16 protein-coding genes and 2 pseudogenes are annotated in these 18709 nt (G+C 72.4%); 11 read left to right on the forward strand and 7 right to left on the reverse strand.

Annotated elements, in window-relative coordinates; genetic code table 11:
* Positions 1–12: 12 nt before the first annotated feature.
* The 5 genes from AB0N90_RS18555 to AB0N90_RS18575 all read left to right on the forward strand — a co-directional run bounded on the left by AB0N90_RS18555 (position 13) and on the right by AB0N90_RS18575 (position 6962).
* Positions 13–1287 (forward strand): family 2 encapsulin nanocompartment cargo protein terpene cyclase, encoded by a 1275-nt coding sequence (locus AB0N90_RS18555; RefSeq protein WP_365197785.1) that lies wholly within the window; start codon positions 13–15, stop codon positions 1285–1287.
* Positions 1288–1302: 15 nt separating this feature from the next.
* The gene (locus tag AB0N90_RS18560; protein WP_365197788.1) at positions 1303–2178 is read left to right on the forward strand and encodes a geranyl diphosphate 2-C-methyltransferase; all 876 of its coding nucleotides are present in this window, start codon (positions 1303–1305) and stop codon (positions 2176–2178) included.
* Between the two features lie 624 nt (positions 2179–2802).
* Positions 2803–3513 carry a response regulator transcription factor gene (locus AB0N90_RS18565; protein WP_361682041.1) on the forward strand — a complete coding sequence of 237 codons (711 nt, stop codon included), beginning with the start codon at positions 2803–2805 and terminating at the stop codon, positions 3511–3513.
* Entirely contained in the window at positions 3510–4955 is a 1446-nt protein-coding gene (locus AB0N90_RS18570) for a HAMP domain-containing sensor histidine kinase (RefSeq protein ID WP_365197791.1), read from the forward strand. The genes AB0N90_RS18565 and AB0N90_RS18570 overlap by 4 nt, the downstream gene beginning before the upstream one ends.
* Before the next feature lie 18 nt (positions 4956–4973).
* Positions 4974–6962: a glycoside hydrolase gene (locus AB0N90_RS18575; RefSeq protein ID WP_365197793.1), complete on the forward strand. Its 1989-nt coding sequence runs from the start codon at positions 4974–4976 to the stop codon at positions 6960–6962.
* 61 nt (positions 6963–7023) lie between these two features.
* On the opposite strand, the gene AB0N90_RS18580 is transcribed toward AB0N90_RS18575, so the two are convergent.
* The 4 genes from AB0N90_RS18580 to AB0N90_RS18595 form a co-directional block, all read right to left on the reverse strand.
* Positions 7024–7884, reverse strand: coding sequence for an endo alpha-1,4 polygalactosaminidase (locus tag AB0N90_RS18580; RefSeq protein WP_365197795.1), 861 nt, complete (start codon positions 7882–7884; stop codon positions 7024–7026).
* 61 nt (positions 7885–7945) lie between these two features.
* Positions 7946–9163, reverse strand: coding sequence for a HAMP domain-containing sensor histidine kinase (locus tag AB0N90_RS18585; protein ID WP_365197798.1), 1218 nt, complete (start codon positions 9161–9163; stop codon positions 7946–7948).
* A 203-nt stretch (positions 9164–9366) separates the two neighbouring features.
* The gene (locus AB0N90_RS18590) at positions 9367–10041 is read right to left on the reverse strand and encodes a response regulator transcription factor (RefSeq protein WP_361682056.1); all 675 of its coding nucleotides are present in this window, start codon (positions 10039–10041) and stop codon (positions 9367–9369) included.
* Positions 10042–10267: 226 nt separating this feature from the next.
* Positions 10268–11287 (reverse strand): ArsR family transcriptional regulator, encoded by a 1020-nt coding sequence (locus AB0N90_RS18595; RefSeq protein ID WP_365197801.1) that lies wholly within the window; start codon positions 11285–11287, stop codon positions 10268–10270.
* A 182-nt stretch (positions 11288–11469) separates the two neighbouring features.
* Here AB0N90_RS18595 and AB0N90_RS18600 point away from each other — a divergent pair, with 182 nt between their 5' ends.
* From AB0N90_RS18600 to AB0N90_RS18615, 4 genes and pseudogenes are all read left to right on the forward strand, one after another.
* Entirely contained in the window at positions 11470–11862 is a 393-nt protein-coding gene (locus AB0N90_RS18600) for a peptidoglycan-binding domain-containing protein (RefSeq protein ID WP_365197803.1), read from the forward strand.
* A 192-nt stretch (positions 11863–12054) separates the two neighbouring features.
* Positions 12055–12816 carry an alpha/beta hydrolase gene (locus tag AB0N90_RS18605; RefSeq protein WP_365197805.1) on the forward strand — a complete coding sequence of 254 codons (762 nt, stop codon included), beginning with the start codon at positions 12055–12057 and terminating at the stop codon, positions 12814–12816.
* Between the two features lie 109 nt (positions 12817–12925).
* Positions 12926–13531: a DinB family protein gene (locus AB0N90_RS18610; RefSeq protein ID WP_365197808.1), complete on the forward strand. Its 606-nt coding sequence runs from the start codon at positions 12926–12928 to the stop codon at positions 13529–13531.
* A gap of 299 nt (positions 13532–13830) precedes the next feature.
* A pseudogene (locus AB0N90_RS18615) lies at positions 13831–14592 on the forward strand (MFS transporter); the annotation flags it as partial.
* A 265-nt stretch (positions 14593–14857) separates the two neighbouring features.
* Here AB0N90_RS18615 and AB0N90_RS18620 read toward each other — a convergent pair.
* Together AB0N90_RS18620 and AB0N90_RS18625 are read right to left on the reverse strand one after the other, a co-directional pair.
* Positions 14858–14955 (reverse strand): annotated as a pseudogene (locus AB0N90_RS18620).
* A gap of 108 nt (positions 14956–15063) precedes the next feature.
* The gene (locus tag AB0N90_RS18625; RefSeq protein ID WP_365197811.1) at positions 15064–16356 is read right to left on the reverse strand and encodes a hypothetical protein; all 1293 of its coding nucleotides are present in this window, start codon (positions 16354–16356) and stop codon (positions 15064–15066) included.
* Between the two features lie 107 nt (positions 16357–16463).
* On the opposite strand from AB0N90_RS18625, the gene AB0N90_RS18630 reads away from it, so the two are divergent.
* Positions 16464–16997, forward strand: coding sequence for a DUF6232 family protein (locus AB0N90_RS18630; RefSeq protein WP_365197814.1), 534 nt, complete (start codon positions 16464–16466; stop codon positions 16995–16997).
* Positions 16998–17203: 206 nt separating this feature from the next.
* Complete coding sequence (locus AB0N90_RS18635; protein WP_365197817.1) at positions 17204–17740, forward strand: GNAT family N-acetyltransferase; 537 nt, start codon at positions 17204–17206, stop codon at positions 17738–17740.
* A 22-nt stretch (positions 17741–17762) separates the two neighbouring features.
* Here AB0N90_RS18635 and AB0N90_RS18640 read toward each other — a convergent pair whose 3' ends face one another.
* Positions 17763–18674, reverse strand: coding sequence for an aldo/keto reductase (locus AB0N90_RS18640; RefSeq protein WP_365197820.1), 912 nt, complete (start codon positions 18672–18674; stop codon positions 17763–17765).
* Between the last annotated feature and the right edge of the window lie 35 nt (positions 18675–18709).

Raw genomic sequence — 18709 nt, forward strand, 5'->3', positions numbered from 1 at the left:
AAGGAGTCGCAGATGCCCGCACCCGGGCCCCTCGGACCAACCGCCCCCGCGCAGCAACCGCCCACGCCCTCGATCCCGTCGGCCGTCTCCGCTGCCACGGAACCGGTCACACCGTCCGCCCTCGCCGCCGACCCCGGCATCCGGCGGATCCTCGGCGGACCGACCGGCCTGGGCACGTCCTCGCTCTCCCTGGCCCGCGCCCTCCGACCGCCGCTCCCGGACCCACACCTGGCAGCGGCACCGACCCCGGCCCTGGATCCGGCCCCGGCCCCGGAAGCGGACCAGGTACGCCCTGCCTCCTCCTCCGAAGGCCCGGTCGTCCCCGGCCTCTACCACCACCCCGTCCCGGAGCCCGACCCCGGCCGTGTCGAGGAGGTGAGCCGCCGGATCAAGCGCTGGGCCGAGGACGAGGTCCAGCTGTATCCCGAGGAGTGGGAGGGCCAGTTCGACGGCTTCTCCGTCGGGCGCTACATGGTCGCCTGCCACCCCGACGCGCCCGGCGTCGACCATCTGATGCTCGCCACCCGGCTGATGGTCGCGGAGAACGCCGTCGACGACTGCTACTGCGAGGACCACGGCGGCTCGCCCATCGGCCTCGGCGGCCGCATCCTCCTCGCGCACACCACGCTCGACCACCTCCACACCACACCGGAGTACGCCCCGGCGTGGGAGGAGTCGCTCGGCTCCGACGCGCCGCGGCGGGCGTACCGCAGCGCGATGGACTACTTCGTCCGCGCCGCCACGCCCTCCCAGGCCGACCGCTACCGGCACGACATGGCCCGGCTGCACATGGGCTACCTGGCCGAGGCCGCGTGGGCGCAGACCGAGTACGTGCCCGAGGTGTGGGAGTACCTGGCGATGCGCCAGTTCAACAACTTCCGCCCCTGCCCGACCATCACCGACACCGTCGGCGGCTACGAACTGCCGGCCGATCTGCACGCCCTGCCGAAGATGCAGCGGGCCATCGCCCTCGCCGGCAACGCGGCCACCATCGTCAACGACCTCTACTCCTACACCAAGGAACTCGACAGCCCCGGCCTGCACCTGAACCTGCCGGTGGTCATCGCACAGCGCGAGCAACTCTCCGAACGCGACGCGTATGTGAAGGCCGTCGAGGTCCACAACCAGCTCATGCACGCCTTCGAGGCAGCCGCGGCCGAGGTCGCGGCGGAGTGCCCCCTGCCCAATGTGCTGCGCTTCCTCAAGGGCGTGGCCACCTGGGTCGACGGCAACCACGACTGGCACCGCACCAACACCTATCGCTACAGCCTGCCCGACTTCTGGTAAAGAACGGATATTCCTGTGACCACGGAAACCACCCCCGCCCTCTCCGCGACGATCCCGGCCCCGGCGACCCCCTACCAGGAGGACATCGCCCGGTACTGGAACAACGAGGCGAGGCCGGTGAACCTGCGCCTCGGTGACGTGGACGGCCTCTACCACCACCACTACGGCATCGGCGCCGTCGACCACGCCGCGCTCGGCGACCCGGAGCACCGCGAGTACGAGAAGAAGCTCGTCGCCGAACTGCACCGGCTGGAGTCCGCCCAGGCGGAGCTGCTCCTGGACCACCTCGGCGCCATCACGAGCGACGACACCCTGGTGGACGCCGGCTGCGGGCGCGGCGGCTCCATGGTGATGGCCCACCGCCGCTTCGGCTGCCGGGTCCAGGGCGTCACCCTGTCCGAGACGCAGGCCGAGTTCGGCAACGGGCGGGCGCGGGACCTCCGTATCCAGGACCATGTCCGCTCCCACGTCTGCAACATGCTCGACACCCCCTTCGAGAAGGGCAGCGTCGCCGCCTCGTGGAACAACGAGTCCACGATGTACGTCGACCTGCACGACCTGTTCGCCGAGCACTCCCGCTTCCTGAAGGTGGGCGGCCGCTATGTGACGATCACCGGCTGCTGGAACCCGCGTTACGGCCAGCCGTCCAAGTGGGTCTCCCAGATCAACGCCCACTTCGAGTGCAACATCCACTCCCGCCGCGAGTATCTGCGCGCCATGGCCGACCACCGGCTCGTGCCCCAGACGATCATCGACCTGACCCCCGACACCCTGCCCTACTGGGAGCTGCGGGCCACCTCCTCACTGGTCACCGGCATCGAAGAGGCCTTCATCGAGTCCTACCGCGACGGCTCCTTCCAGTACGTCCTGATCGCCGCCGACCGCGTCTGACACCCGGTCGATCCCGCAGCCGACGAAGCGGTCAGGGACCTGCCCTGACCGCACCGCTCAGGACGTCGCGCCCCGCCACGGAGACTCGGGTTCTCATGAACGTCGCAACACCCGACGTCCGGGTGGGCGATGAAGGGCGACAGAAGCACTGTCGGAGGGCGCCCGAACGGCAGGAGGGTGCCTCGGACACGACATCGAGCAAGAGATCGTCGCCCTCCTCCGACACCCGTACGACGGCCCCGGCCACCCCGGCCGACGACTCCGCCCCCGCGAGCGCGACGGAACCGCCACCGGCCGTGGAGAAGGTCCGCGACGCGTTCGCCGTACTGCAAGCCACGTACAACGACGGCTGTACGACCCCACCTCCTTCGAGAACCTGAAGAAGCACCAGGACCGGCTCACCGGAACCCGGGACTAGATCAACGCCTGGATGCAGGGCCACCCCGAGGACTACCGCTGAGCACCCACGCGGGCCACGCACGTGCTGCCCGTCTGTCCCGGCATCACGGCACCGCTCGTGCAGTGCTACGAGACGGAACCCCTGGCAGCCCGTCGGCTGGGGCAGCGGCCCCCCGGCGCCGCCTCGCGCGCCGCCTTTCGGGTCGTGTTTGGCAAGCTGGCCGTATGAACAGTGCTGGTGAGCGGGCGTGCGCGGCAAGGATCCTGGTCGTCGACGACGAGCCCGAGGTGCGGTACGCCGTCGAGGACGGCCTCGCGGTGGAGGGCTACGACGTACGCGGCGCGGAGGACGGACCCGGCGCGCTGTCCGCCGTGGCCGAATGGGAACCCGACGCCATGGTCCTCGACGTGATGCTCCCCGGCCTCGACGGACTCGCGGTCTGCCGACGGCTGCGGAACCTGGGCGACCGCACCCCCGTCCTGGTCCTCACCGCCCTCGGCTCGGTACGCGAACGGGTCGACGGCCTCGACGCGGGCGCCGACGACTACCTGGTCAAACCCTTCGCCCTGGACGAGCTGGTGGCCCGCGTACGGGCGCTGCTGCGCCGCTCCGCACCCACCGGACCCGCGGCCGGGACGGAGCTGGCGTTCGCCGACCTCGTCGTCGACCCGGTCACCCGCACCGGACGGCGCGGCGCCCGCGCCGTCGAGTTCAGCCGCACCGAGTTCTCCCTGCTGGAACTGCTGCTCCGGCATCCCGGACAGGTGCTGCCGAGGAGCGTGATCCTGGACCGCGTGTGGGGCCACGACTTCGGACCGGAGTCCAACTCGCTCGCCGTGTACGTCGGTTACCTGCGGCGCAAACTGGAGGCCGGGGGCGAACCCCGGCTGGTGCACACCGTGCACGGCGTCGGCTACCGGCTGGACCTGCCATGAGGGGCCTGCCATGGCGCCGGGCCGGACGGACGGGCGGCGGATGGCCGCGCCACCGGCTGCGCACCCGGCTGACGCTGGCGGCCTCGGCCGCCGTCGCCGTCGTCGTGCTGGGGGTCTGCGCCGCCGCGTTCCTCGTGATCCGCCAGCAACTGCTGCACCAGCTGGACCTGCATCTGACCCAGTCCGCGCGGCTGGCCGCCCGGCAGTACCGGCAGGAGCAGCCGGGCGTCGTCCAGGGGGAATGCCGGTACCTCGCCGCCCCGGCCTGCACCCAGCTGGTGCCCGCCCGCGCCGCGGACGATCCGGCGGGCCCCTATCTGCTGCCCGTCACCGGCGCCACCCGCCAGGTGGCGGCCGGCACCCGCGGCCCCTACTACAGCGAACTCCGCCTCGCCGGGCACCGCGCCCGGATGCTGACCACGCCACTGGGCGCGCACCGCGCCCTCCAGGTCGCGGTGCGCGCCGACACCGTCGACCAAGGAGTGCGGCGGGCCGCCGGACTGCTCGGTGCCGTCGGCGCGGCCGGTGTGGTCCTGGCCGGAGTGCTCGGCTCCTGGGTCTCCCGGACCGGTCTCGCCCCCGTCGCCCGGCTGACCGCGACCGCGGAACGCATCGCCGCCACCCGCGACGCCCGCCACCGCATCGAGCTGCCCCCGAAGCGGGCGTCGGGCGACGACGAGATCACCCGGCTCGCCGCCGCCTTCAACACCATGCTCGGGGAACTGGAGAAGTCCGTGACCGCTCAGCGCCGACTGGTCGCCGACGCCTCCCACGAACTGCGCACCCCCCTCACCGCGCTGCGCGCCAACGCCGATCTGCTCGCGCGCTCCGACCGGCTGACCGGGGCACAGCGCGAACGGGCGGCCGGCGCGCTCGGCCGCCAGCTGCGCGAGGTCACCGTCCTCGTCAACGACCTGATCGAACTGGCCCGCGAGGAGGAGCCGGACCCGCTGGTGGAGGACGTCCACCTGGTATCGGTCGTCACCCACGCGGTCGACGCGGCCCGCGACCACTGGCCGGACGTCCCCTTCCTGCTGCGGATCGCCCCCGACACACAGACCCTGACGGTGACGGGCGTACCGGCGCGGCTGTCCCGGCTGCTGTCGAGCCTGCTCGACAACGCGGCCAAGTTCAGTCCGCCCGGCCGCCCCGTCGAAGTCACCCTGGCCCGTAGGACGCACGCCGCGGTCCTGGACATCCGCGACCACGGGCCCGGCATCGCCGCCGAGGACCTGCCCTACGTCTTCGACCGCTTCTACCGGGCCCGCACGGCCCGCGCCCTGCCCGGCTCCGGGCTGGGCCTCGCCATGGCCCGCCAGATCGCCCGCGCCCACCACGCCGACCTCACCGCCGGTCAGGCGCCCGGCGGCGGCGCGCTCTTCCGGCTGCGGATACCGGACCCCGCCGCGTCCGAGGGCCTCTCACAAGTCTCTTATTCCTGAGCACCACAGTGACGGACCATGAAGGCGAGGAAGATCAGGAAGACCAGGAAGAAGGTCGTCGCGCTGAGCGGCGCCCTCGCGGTGCTCGGCGTGGTCGGCACGGCCACCGCGTTCGGTGACGGCACCGGGGACCGGCAGCGCGTCGAGGTGCACGGGGGCCGGGTGACCGTGCCCGTCACCGGCGGACGGACGACGGTGGACATCGCGTCCCTGGCCGTGCGCGCACAGGCCGACGACGGCCGCGGCTGGCAGCTCTCGGCGCCCGCGGCCGACGGCCTGGGCCCCGCAGGGAAGGTGTCGGTGCGCGGGAGCGAGGCCACCTGGCGCTATCCGTCGACCGGCTTCACCGTGACCGCGGCCGCCCGCGACGGACGCCTCGCGGTGTCGGTGCGCTCCGACCGCGATGCCACGCTGAACTGGCCGGTGACCGGCGTCGACCCGGCCACCCGGGAGCTGCAGATCCCGCGCGGCGAGGGCCTGTCGGTGCCGGTGGCCGACCGGTGGTGGAACTCGCCGAAGGCCGGGCTCGCCGGCAGTGAGGCGGGCCTCTCCGACGGCCTGACCATGCCGTTCTGGGGCACCAGCCTCGCCGGACGGCACGGGTCCAGCTACATCGCCGAGTCCGACATCGGCAGCACGCTGACGTTCGCCTCCACCGGCGGCCGGCTGCGCACCGAGGCACGGCACGCGTTCTCGGCGCGGGAGGATACCGGGGACTACAAGATCACCTTCGCGCTCACCGACGGCTCCCCGGTGGCCGCCGCCCGCGACTACCGCGCCTGGCTGCTCGGCCACGGCGGCATCACCACCCTGCGCGCGAAGATCGCCGCGAACCCCGCGGTGGGCAGGCTGGTGGGCGCCTTCCACGCCTACACCTGGGGACAGGCACGCACCGCCGAGGGCGTGCGCCGGCTGCGGGACCTCGGCATCGACCGGATGTGGCTCGGCTACGACGCCGACGGCTCGCCCATGGACGAACAGGCCGTCGCCCTCGCCGAACGCTCCGGCTACCTCGTGGGACCGTACGACTCCTGGGCCAACGCCCAGGACCCGGACTCGGCCGACACCCCGGTCTCGAAGTGGCCGTCCCCGGTGTGGCCGGACGCCTGTGTACGGGACGCCGACGGCAAGCCGGTCACCGGCTTCGGCGGGCGCGGCTGCTACGTCAGCTCCGAGGCGCTCCGGCGCGCCGAGCCGTCGAAGCACTATCTCGCCGACCGGACCCGGGAGATGACCGCCAACGGCGCCGACAGCTACTTCCTCGACGTCGACGCGGCAGGCGAGCTGTTCACCGACCGGTCCCCGGCACACCCGATGTCCCAGGCGCAAGACCGCCGCAACCGGCTGGAGCGCATGGCAGGGCTGTCCGGCGACCGGAAGCTGGTCCTCGGTTCGGAGAGCGCCGGTTCCTGGGCGAACGGGGTGGTGTCCTTCAGCCATGGCTCCGGCACACCCGTCACCGACGGACTGTGGGCGCTGGAGCGGGACCGGGCCACCTGGGGCGGCTACGCTCCCGCGGGCGCGCCCGGGGTCTACTTCAAGCCCGTCCACCTGCCGGACGACATCGCCAAGGCGATGTACGACCCGAGGTACCGGGTGCCGCTGTACCAGACGGTGCTGCACGACTCGGTGATCAGCACCGAGCGCTGGGAGCTGTCCTGGTCGAAGCTGCCGGACCAGAGCCGTACCCGCGCGCTGCTGGCGACGCTGTACAACGTGCCGCTGAACCTGGTGCTCGACCAGTCCGAACTGGACCGGCACGGCAAGCAGATCGCCGCGCTGCAACGGTACTTCGAGCCGCTGCACCAGGCCGCGGCCACCCTGCCGATGACCGACTTCCGCCGCCTGACACCGGACAGCCTGGTGCAGCGGACGGCCTTCGGCGACGGCGCTCTGACCGTGACCGCCAACTTCTCCACCACTACGCACGACGGCCTGCCCGGCGGCTGCGTCGACGCGGTGCTCAAGGGCGGCAAGGCCCGGCGCATGTGTCCGCCGGGCCTGTGACCGCACGGGTCCGGTGAACCGTTGCGGTTCGACGGCTCGACGGTTCGACGGCCGGGGCCGATCAGCAGGTGCGGAAGGTGTAGTTCCCGGAGCCGCGGACCGAGACGTCCAGGTCGCGCCGCACGATGCCGAGCTTCGACCCGAAGCCCGCGCAGGCGCGGTCGAAGCCGCTGTCCTTGTACTCGATCACGAAGACACGGTCGGCATACGCCTTGGCGTACGCGCCGCACTCGTTGTACTGCCCGCACTCCTCGGCGACGGCGAAGTCGAAGCCGATCTTCGTGCGGTCCGAGAGCATGTCGGCCGTGTTCTTCTGCCCGACGGCGAGACCGGCGGCGTGTGCGCGGCCGGCCAGCAGCTTCGCGAAGGCCGCGTTGTCCGCCTTCGTCAGCCGGCCGCCGGAACGCTCGTAGGAGTCGAGGTTGTCCGGCTCCACCGCCTGGAAGCCGCTCCTCGCGCAGCCGTCGATCCAGCCGCCGACGACCGCGGCGAGACGGGAGCGCTTGCCGGGCGTGGACGTGTCCAGCAGCGCCTCGTCCCAGTCCTCGTCGATCACCGGACGCTTGCCCTTGCCCCGCAGGACCAGGTCGGGATGGTTCTTCGTCCACCAGCTCAGCGCCTCGGGCTGGGCCTGGAACGCGTTCACGTAGCACACGTTGTAGAGGCCCTTGGCGGGCTTGGCGGACCGGTCGCGGGACACGGCGGTGACGCCCTTGGCCGGGGTGTACGGGCCGCCGATCTGGTAGTCGAACGTGGCGTCCGCCGCGGGGAGCACCACCTTCGGCGCCGCCTTCGCGGCCGGGGTGTCCGCGAAGACGTCGGACAGCGTCAGCCCCGTCCCGAGAGCGGCGGCTACCCCGACCGCACCGGCGACGACGGTGCTTCGGCGGCGGAGGAAAGGTACAGCGGAGTGCTTCGACACACGGACTCCTGTGCAAAGGTCGTACTGACCCGCACATCCTGGGCCGCCGACCGTGAGGATTTCATGAAGGGCGCGGTGCCCGGCGGTGCCCGGCCGACCGCGGCAGCGGTCCCAGCGTCAGCACGAAGGCCGAACCGCCGCCCGGCCTGCGCCGGACCGTCACCTCCCCGCCGTGCGCGGCGGCGACCTCCCGCACCAGCGACAGCCCGATGCCCGTGCCACCGCCCCCGGAGCGGAACCGCTCCAGCAGGCCGGGCAGCTCCTCCGGGTCCACCCCGGTGCCCCGGTCCGCCACCGTCACCGCCGTACCGCGCACCATGACGTCCACCTCGGCGCGGTCCTGTGGATCTCCCGGTGTCCGCCCGTGGCGCAGGGCGTTGGCCAGCAGATTGCGTACCGCGATCCGCACCAGCGCCGGATCCGCCGTCGCCACCGACGCGTCCAGAAAGGTCGTCACCGTGTGCCGGGAGACCGGCAGTTCCTCGCAGACCCGCTCGACCAGCTGGTCGAGGCGCAGCGGCACCGGCCGGAAGGTGTCCGTCGCCTGGAGCCGGCCGCGGGTGAGGATGTTGTCGACCACGTCCGTCATCCGGTCCGTGGCCCGCCGCAGCCGTGGCAGATGTGAGTGCAGGCCTCCCGGATCGGTGTCCGCGATGTCCACCGAGCCGCGCATGACCGCCACCGGGGTGCGCAGCTCGTGTGCCGCGTCCGCGAGCAGCCGTTCCTGCGCGTCCAGCGCCTCCCAGGCGGGCCGCATACTCCGCCCGGACAGCACGTATCCGGTCACCGCCGACAGCAGGACCAACAGGCCCGAGCCGGACAGCACCGCCACCACCAGCCGCCGGTGCTCGGTCCGCCCCTTCCCGGGGTCGCCGACCACGACCACCGCGCCGGCCGTCTGCTGCGACTGGTCCTGGTAGTACGGCAGCGCCAGCAGGTACACGGAATCGCCCGCGTCGGTCCGGGCCCGCGTGCTCACCGTGTCGTCGTCGGACATCGCCCGGTGCGCGATCCGGTCGACGGCGTCCGTCTCGACGTCCATGCCGGGGCCGCGCGAGGTGAAGAGCCGCCGCAGCCGTCCCCCGTGCGCCTGAAGCACGATCACCTGCGCGCCCGCGCTGGTCGCCTCGTCGTCGTACAGGCCGTCCAGCTGGATCCCCGCGTCGGTGTAGTAGATCAGCGACACGGCCACCGCCGCCCGCCGGTGCAGGTCCTCGTACTCGGCGGACTGCCAGGACCGCGCGTCCGTACGGATCACCAGCCATGACAACGCGCCCACCCCGGCCAGCGTGATGAGCGTGTACGCGAGCGTCAGCCGCCACTGGAGCCGGCCGAGACGGCGGCGAGCCGGGGACGGACGCGCGCTACGCCGCTCTCCGGCGGTCCGGCCGTCCCGCCAAAGGAGAAACCGGGTCAGGAGCCTTTGCCGCGGTGCCCGGCGCGCACGGCTTTCCGCCGAGCGCCGCTCTTCGTGAACGCCCGTCACACCGGATCCGCGCCGCCGAGGAACCGGAACCCGTGCCCGCGCACGGTCTGGATCGGCGAGGGCGGTCCGAGCTTGCGCCGCAGCCCCGCCACGACCGCGTCCACCACGTTCGAGACGGGGTCGGCCATCTCGTCCCAGCAGTGCTCGATCAGCGCCGAGCGGGTGACGACCTCCTCGGGGTGCAGGAGGAGCAGGCGCAGCACCGCGTACTCCTTGGGCGTCAGGGACAGCAGGATCCCGGCCCTGCGGACCTCGCGGCGGGCCTCGTCCATCTCGACGTCGGCGTGGCGAAGCCGTACGGGCGTCCGCTCCGGTGCCCGGCGGACCAGACTGCCCACCCGCACCACCAGCTCCACCATCGCGAACGGCTTCGCCAGATAGTCGTCCGCCCCGGCGTGGAAGCCGTCCACCCGGTCCGGGACCTCGTTCATCGCCGTCAGACACAGCACCGGCGTCGTCCACCCCCGACGCCTCCGCTCCCGGAGCGCGTACAGCGTGTCCCCGGACGGCACCATGCGGTCCAGGACCACGCAGCTGTACGGCGCGAGGTCGAGCAGCACGTCCGCGTCCGGCCAGTCGCCGACAGCGTCCACCGCGTACCCGGCACCCCGCAGCCCGGCCTCGATGACATGCCGAAGATCTTCATCGTCCTCGACCAGGAGCACACGCATGGTTCTGACTCGTCCTTGGGACTAGGGCGGCGCAGGGGGAGGGGCGCGCCGCTTCGCCGGAGGGGGGTGGGGGAGTCGGCGAGGACGACATAGTAGACACCTGGCGAGAACCCGGCGGCGCCCGGGTGGCCGGCCATGCCCACCCTGCCCTGAGTCGTACGGCGAGTCGCGCCGGCCCCCTGAGCCAGCCCCGAATCCCGCCCGAGCCTCGCCCGTCCCCCCGACCTCACCCCTCCCCACCCACCAGCAACCGCGACACCCCCTTCGCCGCGCCCTCCATTCCGCCCTTCGACAGCACCTCGCCCAACAGCGTGATGTGGTGCACCACCGTCCCGCCCTGCCGCTCCTTGGCGGTGAGGCCGGCGTCGGCCAGGATGCCGGCGTGTTGGCTGGCGGTGGCCGGGGAGATGCCGAGGGCGGTGGCCAGTTCGGTGGTGCTCAGGGGGCCGCCCGCGGCCAGGGTGCAGAGTGCGGCGGCCCGGGTCCGGCCCAGCAGGGCCGTCAGCGCGGGCGGCGGGCTGACCTGTTCGTCCATGAGCAGCAGCCGGTCACCCGGTATCGGATAGATGAGCACCGGCTGCTCCTGCGGGGCCTCGAAGCCGGCGATCACCAGCCGCCCGGACGCGAAGACGGCCGGCTGAAGCAGCAGGCCGCGCCCGCCCAGGTCGACCTCGGTCAGACAGGGTGACATCGGCAGGGTCAGCACGGGCCGCTCCCAGTGGATGTCCGGGCGCAGCGCGGCCAGCACCTCGTCCAGGCCCCCGGCGGCCAACTGCCGTGCCCGGCGGCGGTGTTCCGCCGCCACCAACAGGCCGATCCGCTCCCAGTAGGGGGTGATCGCCGCCGCCTGGTACTCCGCCGTGAGATCGCCGAGCAGCACCCGTGACCTGCGCTCCCCGGCTGCCAGATCCCTGGCGAACGGCGTCAGCCGGCGCAGCCGGCCCAGCCCGTGCACATAGTCGCGGCCGGTCCGGTCCAGCCCGGCCGCGGTGGCCTCGGCGGTGTCGCGGCCGTCCTGCCGTACGGTCAGGAACTCCGGCAGGTCCGTCGCCGAGAACAGATCGAAGAGCATCGCCGAGCGCGGCCGCCAGCGCCGGGCGAGCTGCTCGCGCCACTGCCCGAGCCCGCTCCCGGACCTGCGGGTCGCCAGCATATGGAGGCTCAGGACCAGTTCGCAGGACATGTCCGCCGCCGGAGCGATCCGGGTGCGCGCGAGGTCCTGTTCGGTGAAACGGATCTTCAGCACCCCCCGATCCTGGGCTCGTCACCCGCCCGCGACAAGGGATTCGACCAGAGACGAAACCTTGGCCCCGGGCGCCCTCGCCGCCGCATCGTCATCGGCAGCCGGACCGAGACGGCCGGACGGCGGACGAGAGAAGGTCCGCCGCCGGGCCGACACCCACGCAATCCCGAGGAGAGAAACCGATCATGCGCATGCACAGCTGGACCCGCCGCACCGCCGCCCTCACCCTGGGCGCGGCCGCCGCCCTCGCCCTCGCCGTCGGTTCCGCCGACGCCGCCGGGAACCTCGCGACCGGCAGCAGCGGCCCCGCCGTCGTCTGCCTCCAGCGCGCCCTGGACGACGTGGACGGCGCCGGCCTCGGCCAGGACGGCCAGTTCGGCACCCTCACCCGCAACGCCGTCATGCACTTCCAGAGCGAGCACGGCCTGAGCGCGGACGGCGTCGTCGGCCCGAACACCGGCGCCACCGTCAAGAACGCCGTCAGCCAGGCCTACTACGCCGCTCACCGTGCCAACGACCCGTCCCAGGTGGAGCTCGGCAACTGGACCTCCACCTGCAGCGGCCGGCTGCCGGGCTGACCCCGGGACGGAGGAGGGGTCCAGCGCTTGGGGGTGGTGCTGGACCCCGCCCCATGGATCGCCGGGAAGGGCGGTCCGGGAACCGCGAACTCGGTGACGTACGGCCGAAGGCGGCTCCACCCGCCGTTGTTCCTGCCGCACCGCCCATTGGTAGCGTGGCCTGGTTCGCGAGGCGATGGATCGGAGGGTGCGGTGGCCACGGAGGTCGTCGTCAGGGCGGGGCTCGGGTACGGGCCCAGTGGCAAGCTGCTGGACGTGTACCAGCCCGCCGATGTGTCGGAGCCGGCGCCCGCGGTGCTGCTCTGGCACGGCCAGGGCCCCGACGAACGGGACGTCCTCGGCACGATCGCCCGCGCCGCGGCGGAGCGGGGCGCCGTCGTCCTCGTCCCGGACTGGCGTCCCGACGCCCCGGACGACGGCCGGACCCACCTGGAGGAGTCGGCCGACTTCGTACGACGGAACGTGGCCGGTCTCGGCGGGGACCCGGAGCGGATCGTGCTCGCCGGCTGGTCCCGGGGCGCCAAGGCGGCGGTGGGCGTCGCGCTGAACCCCGAGGGGTTCGGCAACTGGCGGCCGCGAGCCGTCGTCGGGATCGCGGGCGCGTACCGCACGGCGGCCCCGAGCACCGGAACCGTCCCCATCGAGGACCTCCGCCGGAACAGCGACTCGCTCGCACCCCTGCCCGTATGGCTGGTGCACGGCACCGCGGACCCGGTGGTGGACGCCGAGCGCTCCCGCGAGCTGCACACGGCACTGGCCGAACACGGCTGGCCGACCTCCCTCGACGAGGTCGCGACCGATCACGCCGGTGTCATCATGACCGAGTTCGTGCCCGAGCGTCAGCGCTGCCTGCCGAGCAGCGCCGACCACGCGGTCGCGGCGGGATCGCGGACCGCCGACGTACTGGCCCGCGCCGCCGGAATCGCCGTCCCGCGCGAGAACCGTCGACCGTGATCGTCCGGGCCTCGTCCGCCGCTGAGCGACGGGGTGTTCAGCGAGGGCCGGTGGGCGGCGGATGGCCGAATGGCGCCGCCGCCGACGGTCCGAACGGCAGAGTGGCCCCATGACGACACCAGATGCCAAGGCCGATCTCCGCCGATACCTCCAGTCCGCCCGTGACGCCCTGCTGTGGAAGCTCGAAGGGCTCTCGGAGTACGACGCCCGCCGCCCGCTCACCCCGACCGGCACCAACCTCCTCGGCCTGGTGAAGCATGTCGCCAGCATGGAACTCGGCTACCTGGGCGACGTTTTCGGACGACCGTCCGGTGAGCCGCTGCCCTGGCTGGCCGAGGGCGCCGAGCTGAACGCGGACATGTGGGCCACCGCCGACGAGTCACGCGCGTTCGTGGTGGAGCTCTACCACCGCGCCTGGGCGCACGCGGACGCGACGATCGAGGCGCTCACGCTCGACGCGACCGGCAAGGTGCCGTGGTGGCCGGACGGCAAGAACGAGGTGACGCTGCATCGGGCCGTCGTCCATGTGATCGCCGAGACGGAACGGCACGCCGGACACGCCGATATCGTCCGGGAACTCATCGACGGCGACACCGGACTGAGCCAGGGCAACGACAACATGGCGTCGCACGATCCGGCGTGGTGGGAGACCTACCGCAGCCGTCTGGAGCGGGCCGCACGGGACGCCGACCGGGGCACGTCACCGCGGACCTGAAGGGGGGCGCCATGCGAGAGGGGCCGGGGCCATCGATTCGCGTGCGACGAGGAAGGCCATGCCGACCGACTCGTCCATGGTGACCCGGTCGGCCGGATCCGCGGCGGCGGTGCCCTCGGGCAGGCCGACCCACCCGGTCCGCTCGGCCGGCGGCTCAGGGACCCCGACCGATGAGGCTCGGCTCGGGCGTCGGTGAAGCGGCCCTGGGGCGGCGGAACAGCGTCTAGGTTGGCGCGCAGGTCGCCCTGCCGCTGGTCGCGGTCGTCGCACTCGGAGCGAGCACGTCCGACGTCGGGCTGCTGACCGCCGCCACCACCGTGGCGTTCGCGGTGATCGCGCTGCCCGCGGGCGCGCTGGTGGACCGCGGCTCCAAACGGTCCATCATGATCGTCTGCGACATCCTCCGGCTGCTGATCATCGGCTCGGTCCCGCTGGCCGCCGCCCTCGGCACCCTGACGATGACACAGCTCTACGCCGTCGCCGTGGCCGCCGGTGTGTGCACGGTCTTCTTCGACGTCTCGTACCAGAGTTACGTGCCCTCACTGATCCGCGCCGAGCACCTGCTGGACGCCAACGGCAAGCTCGGCGTCACCCAGGCGTTCGCACAGCTCGGCGGCCCCGGCCTGGGCGGGGGACTGGTCGCGCTGTTCGGCGCCGCGGGCGCGATGACGGCCGACGCGATCTCCTACCTCGCCTCGGCCGGGGCGATCCTCGGCATCAGGACGCGCGAGGAACCACCAGCACCGCGGCGCGCGGACGAGACCCTGCGCGGCCAGATCGCCGAGGGCCTGGCCTTCGTCGTCCGGCACAGGATATTGCGGCGGATCGTGGCGTGCACGGGCACCTCGAAGCTGTTCAGCGGCATGGGCAGCGCGCTGTCCATGGTCTTCCTGATCCGGGTGCTGCATGTGCGTCCCGCGCTGACCGGGCTGATCATGGCGGGCGCGGCCGTCGGCGGGATCGTCGGGGGAGCGTACGCCGGCCGGCTCGCCCGCCGGATCGGTTCGGCACGGATCATCTGGGTGTCGATGCTGGTGTTCAGCGCACCCCAGGTCATCGCGGCGGCCGCCTGGCGCGGCTGGGGGATGCTGCTGTTCCCGCTGGGCTGGGGCATCGCCTACTTCGCCGAACATCGCGCAGGTCAGCTACCGGCAGTCCGTGACCCCGCCCGAGCTGATGGGCCGGATGAACGCCGCCGTCCGCTGGGTCGTCTGGGGCACGCTCCCTGTCGGCGGCGTCCTCGGCGGGGCACTGGGCACGCTGATCGGGGTGCGGCCCGCGCTCTGGCCGGCGTTCGGCGGGTCGTGGGCGGCCTGGTGGTGCGGGTGGCGGAGAGGGCAGGATTTGAACCTGCGTGGACCCCTGGGGGTCCGACCTTGAGGCGTGCTCGCTGGTCCCCGATCAACCACTCCGGGCACCTCTCCTCGCTCCCGGCTCCCGGTCGTTCCCGAGTGCCGTTCACATGAACAAGAGTGGCAGGGGCCCCTGACGCGTGGCTGATGCGTCCCTGACGGGGCTGTGCCGATCCATCGTCACCGGGGCGGGGACGCGGGCCGGCCGAGGTCTTCCCCGCCGGGTGCTCCGGTGACGGTGGCGAGGGCATGCCGCAGCGCGTCGGCCAGCTCGCCCGCCTGTTCGCGCGTGTACCAGGCGCGCGGCTGGACGAGGTCCAGGCAGATCGCCTCCCGATGGCGGGTGACGAAGAGGGTGGGGAGGGGGCCCGGCGGGACGGTGATGACGTACGGGCGCTCGGCGGTCAGACCGTCCGGCAGGGTCGGCGCGGTGCAGTGGCGGGAGACGTTGCTGACGGCCACTGTGATGGCCGCGGAGGCCAGCCGGGTGAGCATGCGCGAGGTGGCCAGGTACTCCAGCTCGGCGTGACCGGAGTCCAGGGACGCGTGGACCTGCCGGTCGATCTCGGCGGCGACGAGGCCGAGTTCGGTGTCGGGACCGACGAGGGCGGTGGCGGAGGTGGTGGACGCCGCGAAGGCGAACTCGTCCGCCGGAAGCGGGGGTTGCAGCCGCGATCGTACGTCGACCGGGATCAGGCAGGTCAGTTGTACCGTTCCGTGCTCGCAGGGCAGCAGCTCGCGTACGGCCCTCATCGCCAGGGCGCAGACGGTACTGTTGACGCTCGCCCCCGAACGGCGCGCGTGCCGCACCAGTGAACGGGTCTGTCCGGCGGACAGCGCTAACCGGTGGCGGTGCGCCCCCTGCTCCGGCCCGGGTGCGCCGTCGCGGGCGGCGCGCGGAACGAGGACGGCCGGCCGCGCCGCGTCCAGCCGTGCCGACCAGTCCGCGGCATAGGCGGCGACATCCGAGGCGCCGTACCGCTCCCGGAGCCGTTCCTCCACCGGCCGGGGCAACTCCTCGTGAGGGTCGGTAGCCGCCGTGCCGGTTCCTTCCTCGGCCAGACCCCGGTAGATCCCCCAGAGCCGCCGATGCAGCGCCATCAGGCAGGCGCCGTCGCTGACCGCGTGCCAGGCGAGCAGTGCCAGGGCGTGCCGGTCGGGTCCCTCGCGGTGCAGAAGGACACGCAGCACCTGCTCACCCGGCCGCAGGAAGGCCGCGTCCTGCGGCGCCCATCCGTCGGGTACGACGTCCAGATCGACGGCCGCGTCGGCGTGCTCACGCCGCAGCACCAGACCGTCGGGCCCCTCGACGACGCGGGCCGCGAGCACGGGCATCCGGTGCGACAACTCCCGTACCGCTGCCCGCAGAAGCGCGACGTCCAGATTCCCGTGCACCGTCCAGCCGACGACGACGGGACCACCGGCCATGGCCATCGCCGCCTCACTGGGCGCCAGTACTCGCCGCGGTTCCAACTCCGCCTCCTGCGCTCGCGCTTGGCAACTACCGCTTCACATAAGGAAGTTGGCGATGCTTAATGGTCCCACTACGGACATCGAAGCACCTTGCGTACGGGGGAACCATGGACAGAAACGGGTCCGCCGGGCCACCGGTGCCCTCTTCGCCGCCGCCCTCCGAAGGCGTCGATCTCCGGGTCGGCAAGCGACTGCTCTGGGTGGGCGAGGCGGCCTATCCGCTGCACAACCTCGTGCGGGTCTACACCGCCGAGTTCAAGCCCAAACGATGGGAAGCCTTCTGGCACTTCGCGATCGGAGGCGCCATCGGGCTCCTGGTGGCGCACGGGATGCCGCCGCTGCGGCTGGTGGGATTCGTCGTGGCGGTCGGGCTGTTCCTGCGCTTCCTGAAGGTGCTCTCGGCACCGAGCAAATACGTGCTCGCCATCGACACGTCGGGCGCGGCGAGCGCGCTGGTGACGCTCCCGGACCGAAAGGAGCTCCACCGGCTCGTGGAGGCCATCGTCGAGGCCGTGGAGAATCCGGACAAGGAACTCCATGTGCGGGTGGACTCCGTCCAGTTCAACCGCCGGGAGTACCACCAGGGCGATCGGGTCAATGTGTACGGCGGACTGAACAACGTGGGCATCCTGAAGAAATGAGCGGCGTCGCCCACCGGTACGGGCGACGGCAGGGACTGGTACCCCGGGGTCGAGCGAGCGGGGCTCGGCACGCCATGACCGCCCCCAACGGGTAGCCCGTACGACGTACTCGCCGAACAGGGTGCCCGCTCACCGCCCGCTCACCCGCTCGCCGTCCCACCGGCCTACTCGATCGATACGATCGGCGGATGATACGGGTGCGCCCCATGCGGGAAGAAGACATCCACGGTGTCTCCACGGTGCGGGTGAAGGGCTGGCAGGCCGCCTACGCGGGCATGGTGCCGCAGGACCACCTGGACGCGCTGACGGTGGCGGAGGACGCCCGCCGCCGACGCGACATGTTCGAACGCGCCGGGGGTACCGTGCTGAACCTCGTCGCCGAGGAGAACGGCACCGTCGTCGGCTGGGCGGCACTGGGCCCCTCCCGCGAAGACGACCGCCGGCCTCGGGACGGCGAACTCCTCGCCCTCTACGCCGCGCCCGACCGCCTCGGCACCGGCATCGGCAGGGCCCTGATGCGCCGGACTCTCGCCGCCGCCCAGGAACGCTCCTTCCGCCGCCTCGTGCTGTGGGTGCTCGCCGCCAACACCAGGGCCCGGCGCTTCTACGAGCACGCCGGCTTCCTACCGGACGGCGCCTCGACGCACTGGCCGGTCAGCGGCGTCCTGGTGCCGGAGGTCCGCTACAGCAGGGACTTGGCGCAGCCGAACCCGGCCCTCTCGCGGCGACCGGCCGCCGATTGACCTGGCCGTCACCACATCCGCCCTATACCGACAGGGAGTTCAGGTCCGCGACCTCGCTCTCCGACAGACGAATCGCACCGGCCGCCACGTTCTGCGCGAGGTGGTCGACGTCGCCGGTGCCGGGGATCGCGAGGACGTGCGCGCCCTGGTGCAGGGTCCACGCGAGCCGGATCTGGGCCGCGCTCGCTCCGTGGACGCGGGCGATGGTCCGCAGGGCGCTGTGGTGGTCGTCGGCGGTCGCTCCGGCCGTGCGACCGGTGCCCGCGATGGAGTAGAACGGCACGAAGGCGATGCCCTGTTCGCCGCAGGTCCGCACAAGCCGCGCCTGTTCGGGCGCGGCCCCGACGCCGTGCATGTTCTGGACGCAGACCACGGGGGCGATGGCCTGGGCCTCGGCGAGATGAGGGGCGTGGATGTTGGACAGGCCCAGGTGGCGGATGAGCCCCGCGTCCCGCAGATCGGCCAGCGCGCCGAAGCGCTCCGCGATCGGATCGGTGCCCACGATCCGCAGGTTCACCACGTCCAGATGGTCGCGCCCGAGCTGGCGCAGGTTCTCCTCGACCTGCCCGCGCAGTTGCCGTGGCGTCGCATGGGGCAGCCACTTCCCCGAGGTGTCCCGGCCCGGTCCGACCTTGGTGACGATGACGAGGTCGTCGTACGGGTACAGCGCCTGGTTGATGAGCTCGTTGGCCGACCGCAGCGGCGAGAAGTAGAACGCGGCCGTGTCGATGTGGTTCACACCGAGCTCGATCGCGCGCCGCAGCACCCGGATCGCCTGCTCGCGGTCGCGTGGCACCGCGTCGGGCACCAGGGCCTCGCCGTGCTGCGGCAACCGCATCGCGCCGAAGCCGACGCGGTTGACCGTGAGATCGCCGAGTGTCCAGGTGCCCGAGGCCGCCGCGTCGATCGTGCCGGAGGTGATGTGCGAAGTCATACCGGAATGATCCGCACCCGATAGCGTGACCGCCA

It is taken from the genome of Streptomyces sp. NPDC093018, assembly GCF_040684035.1.
Taxonomy (GTDB): domain Bacteria; phylum Actinomycetota; class Actinomycetes; order Streptomycetales; family Streptomycetaceae; genus Streptomyces; species Streptomyces murinus.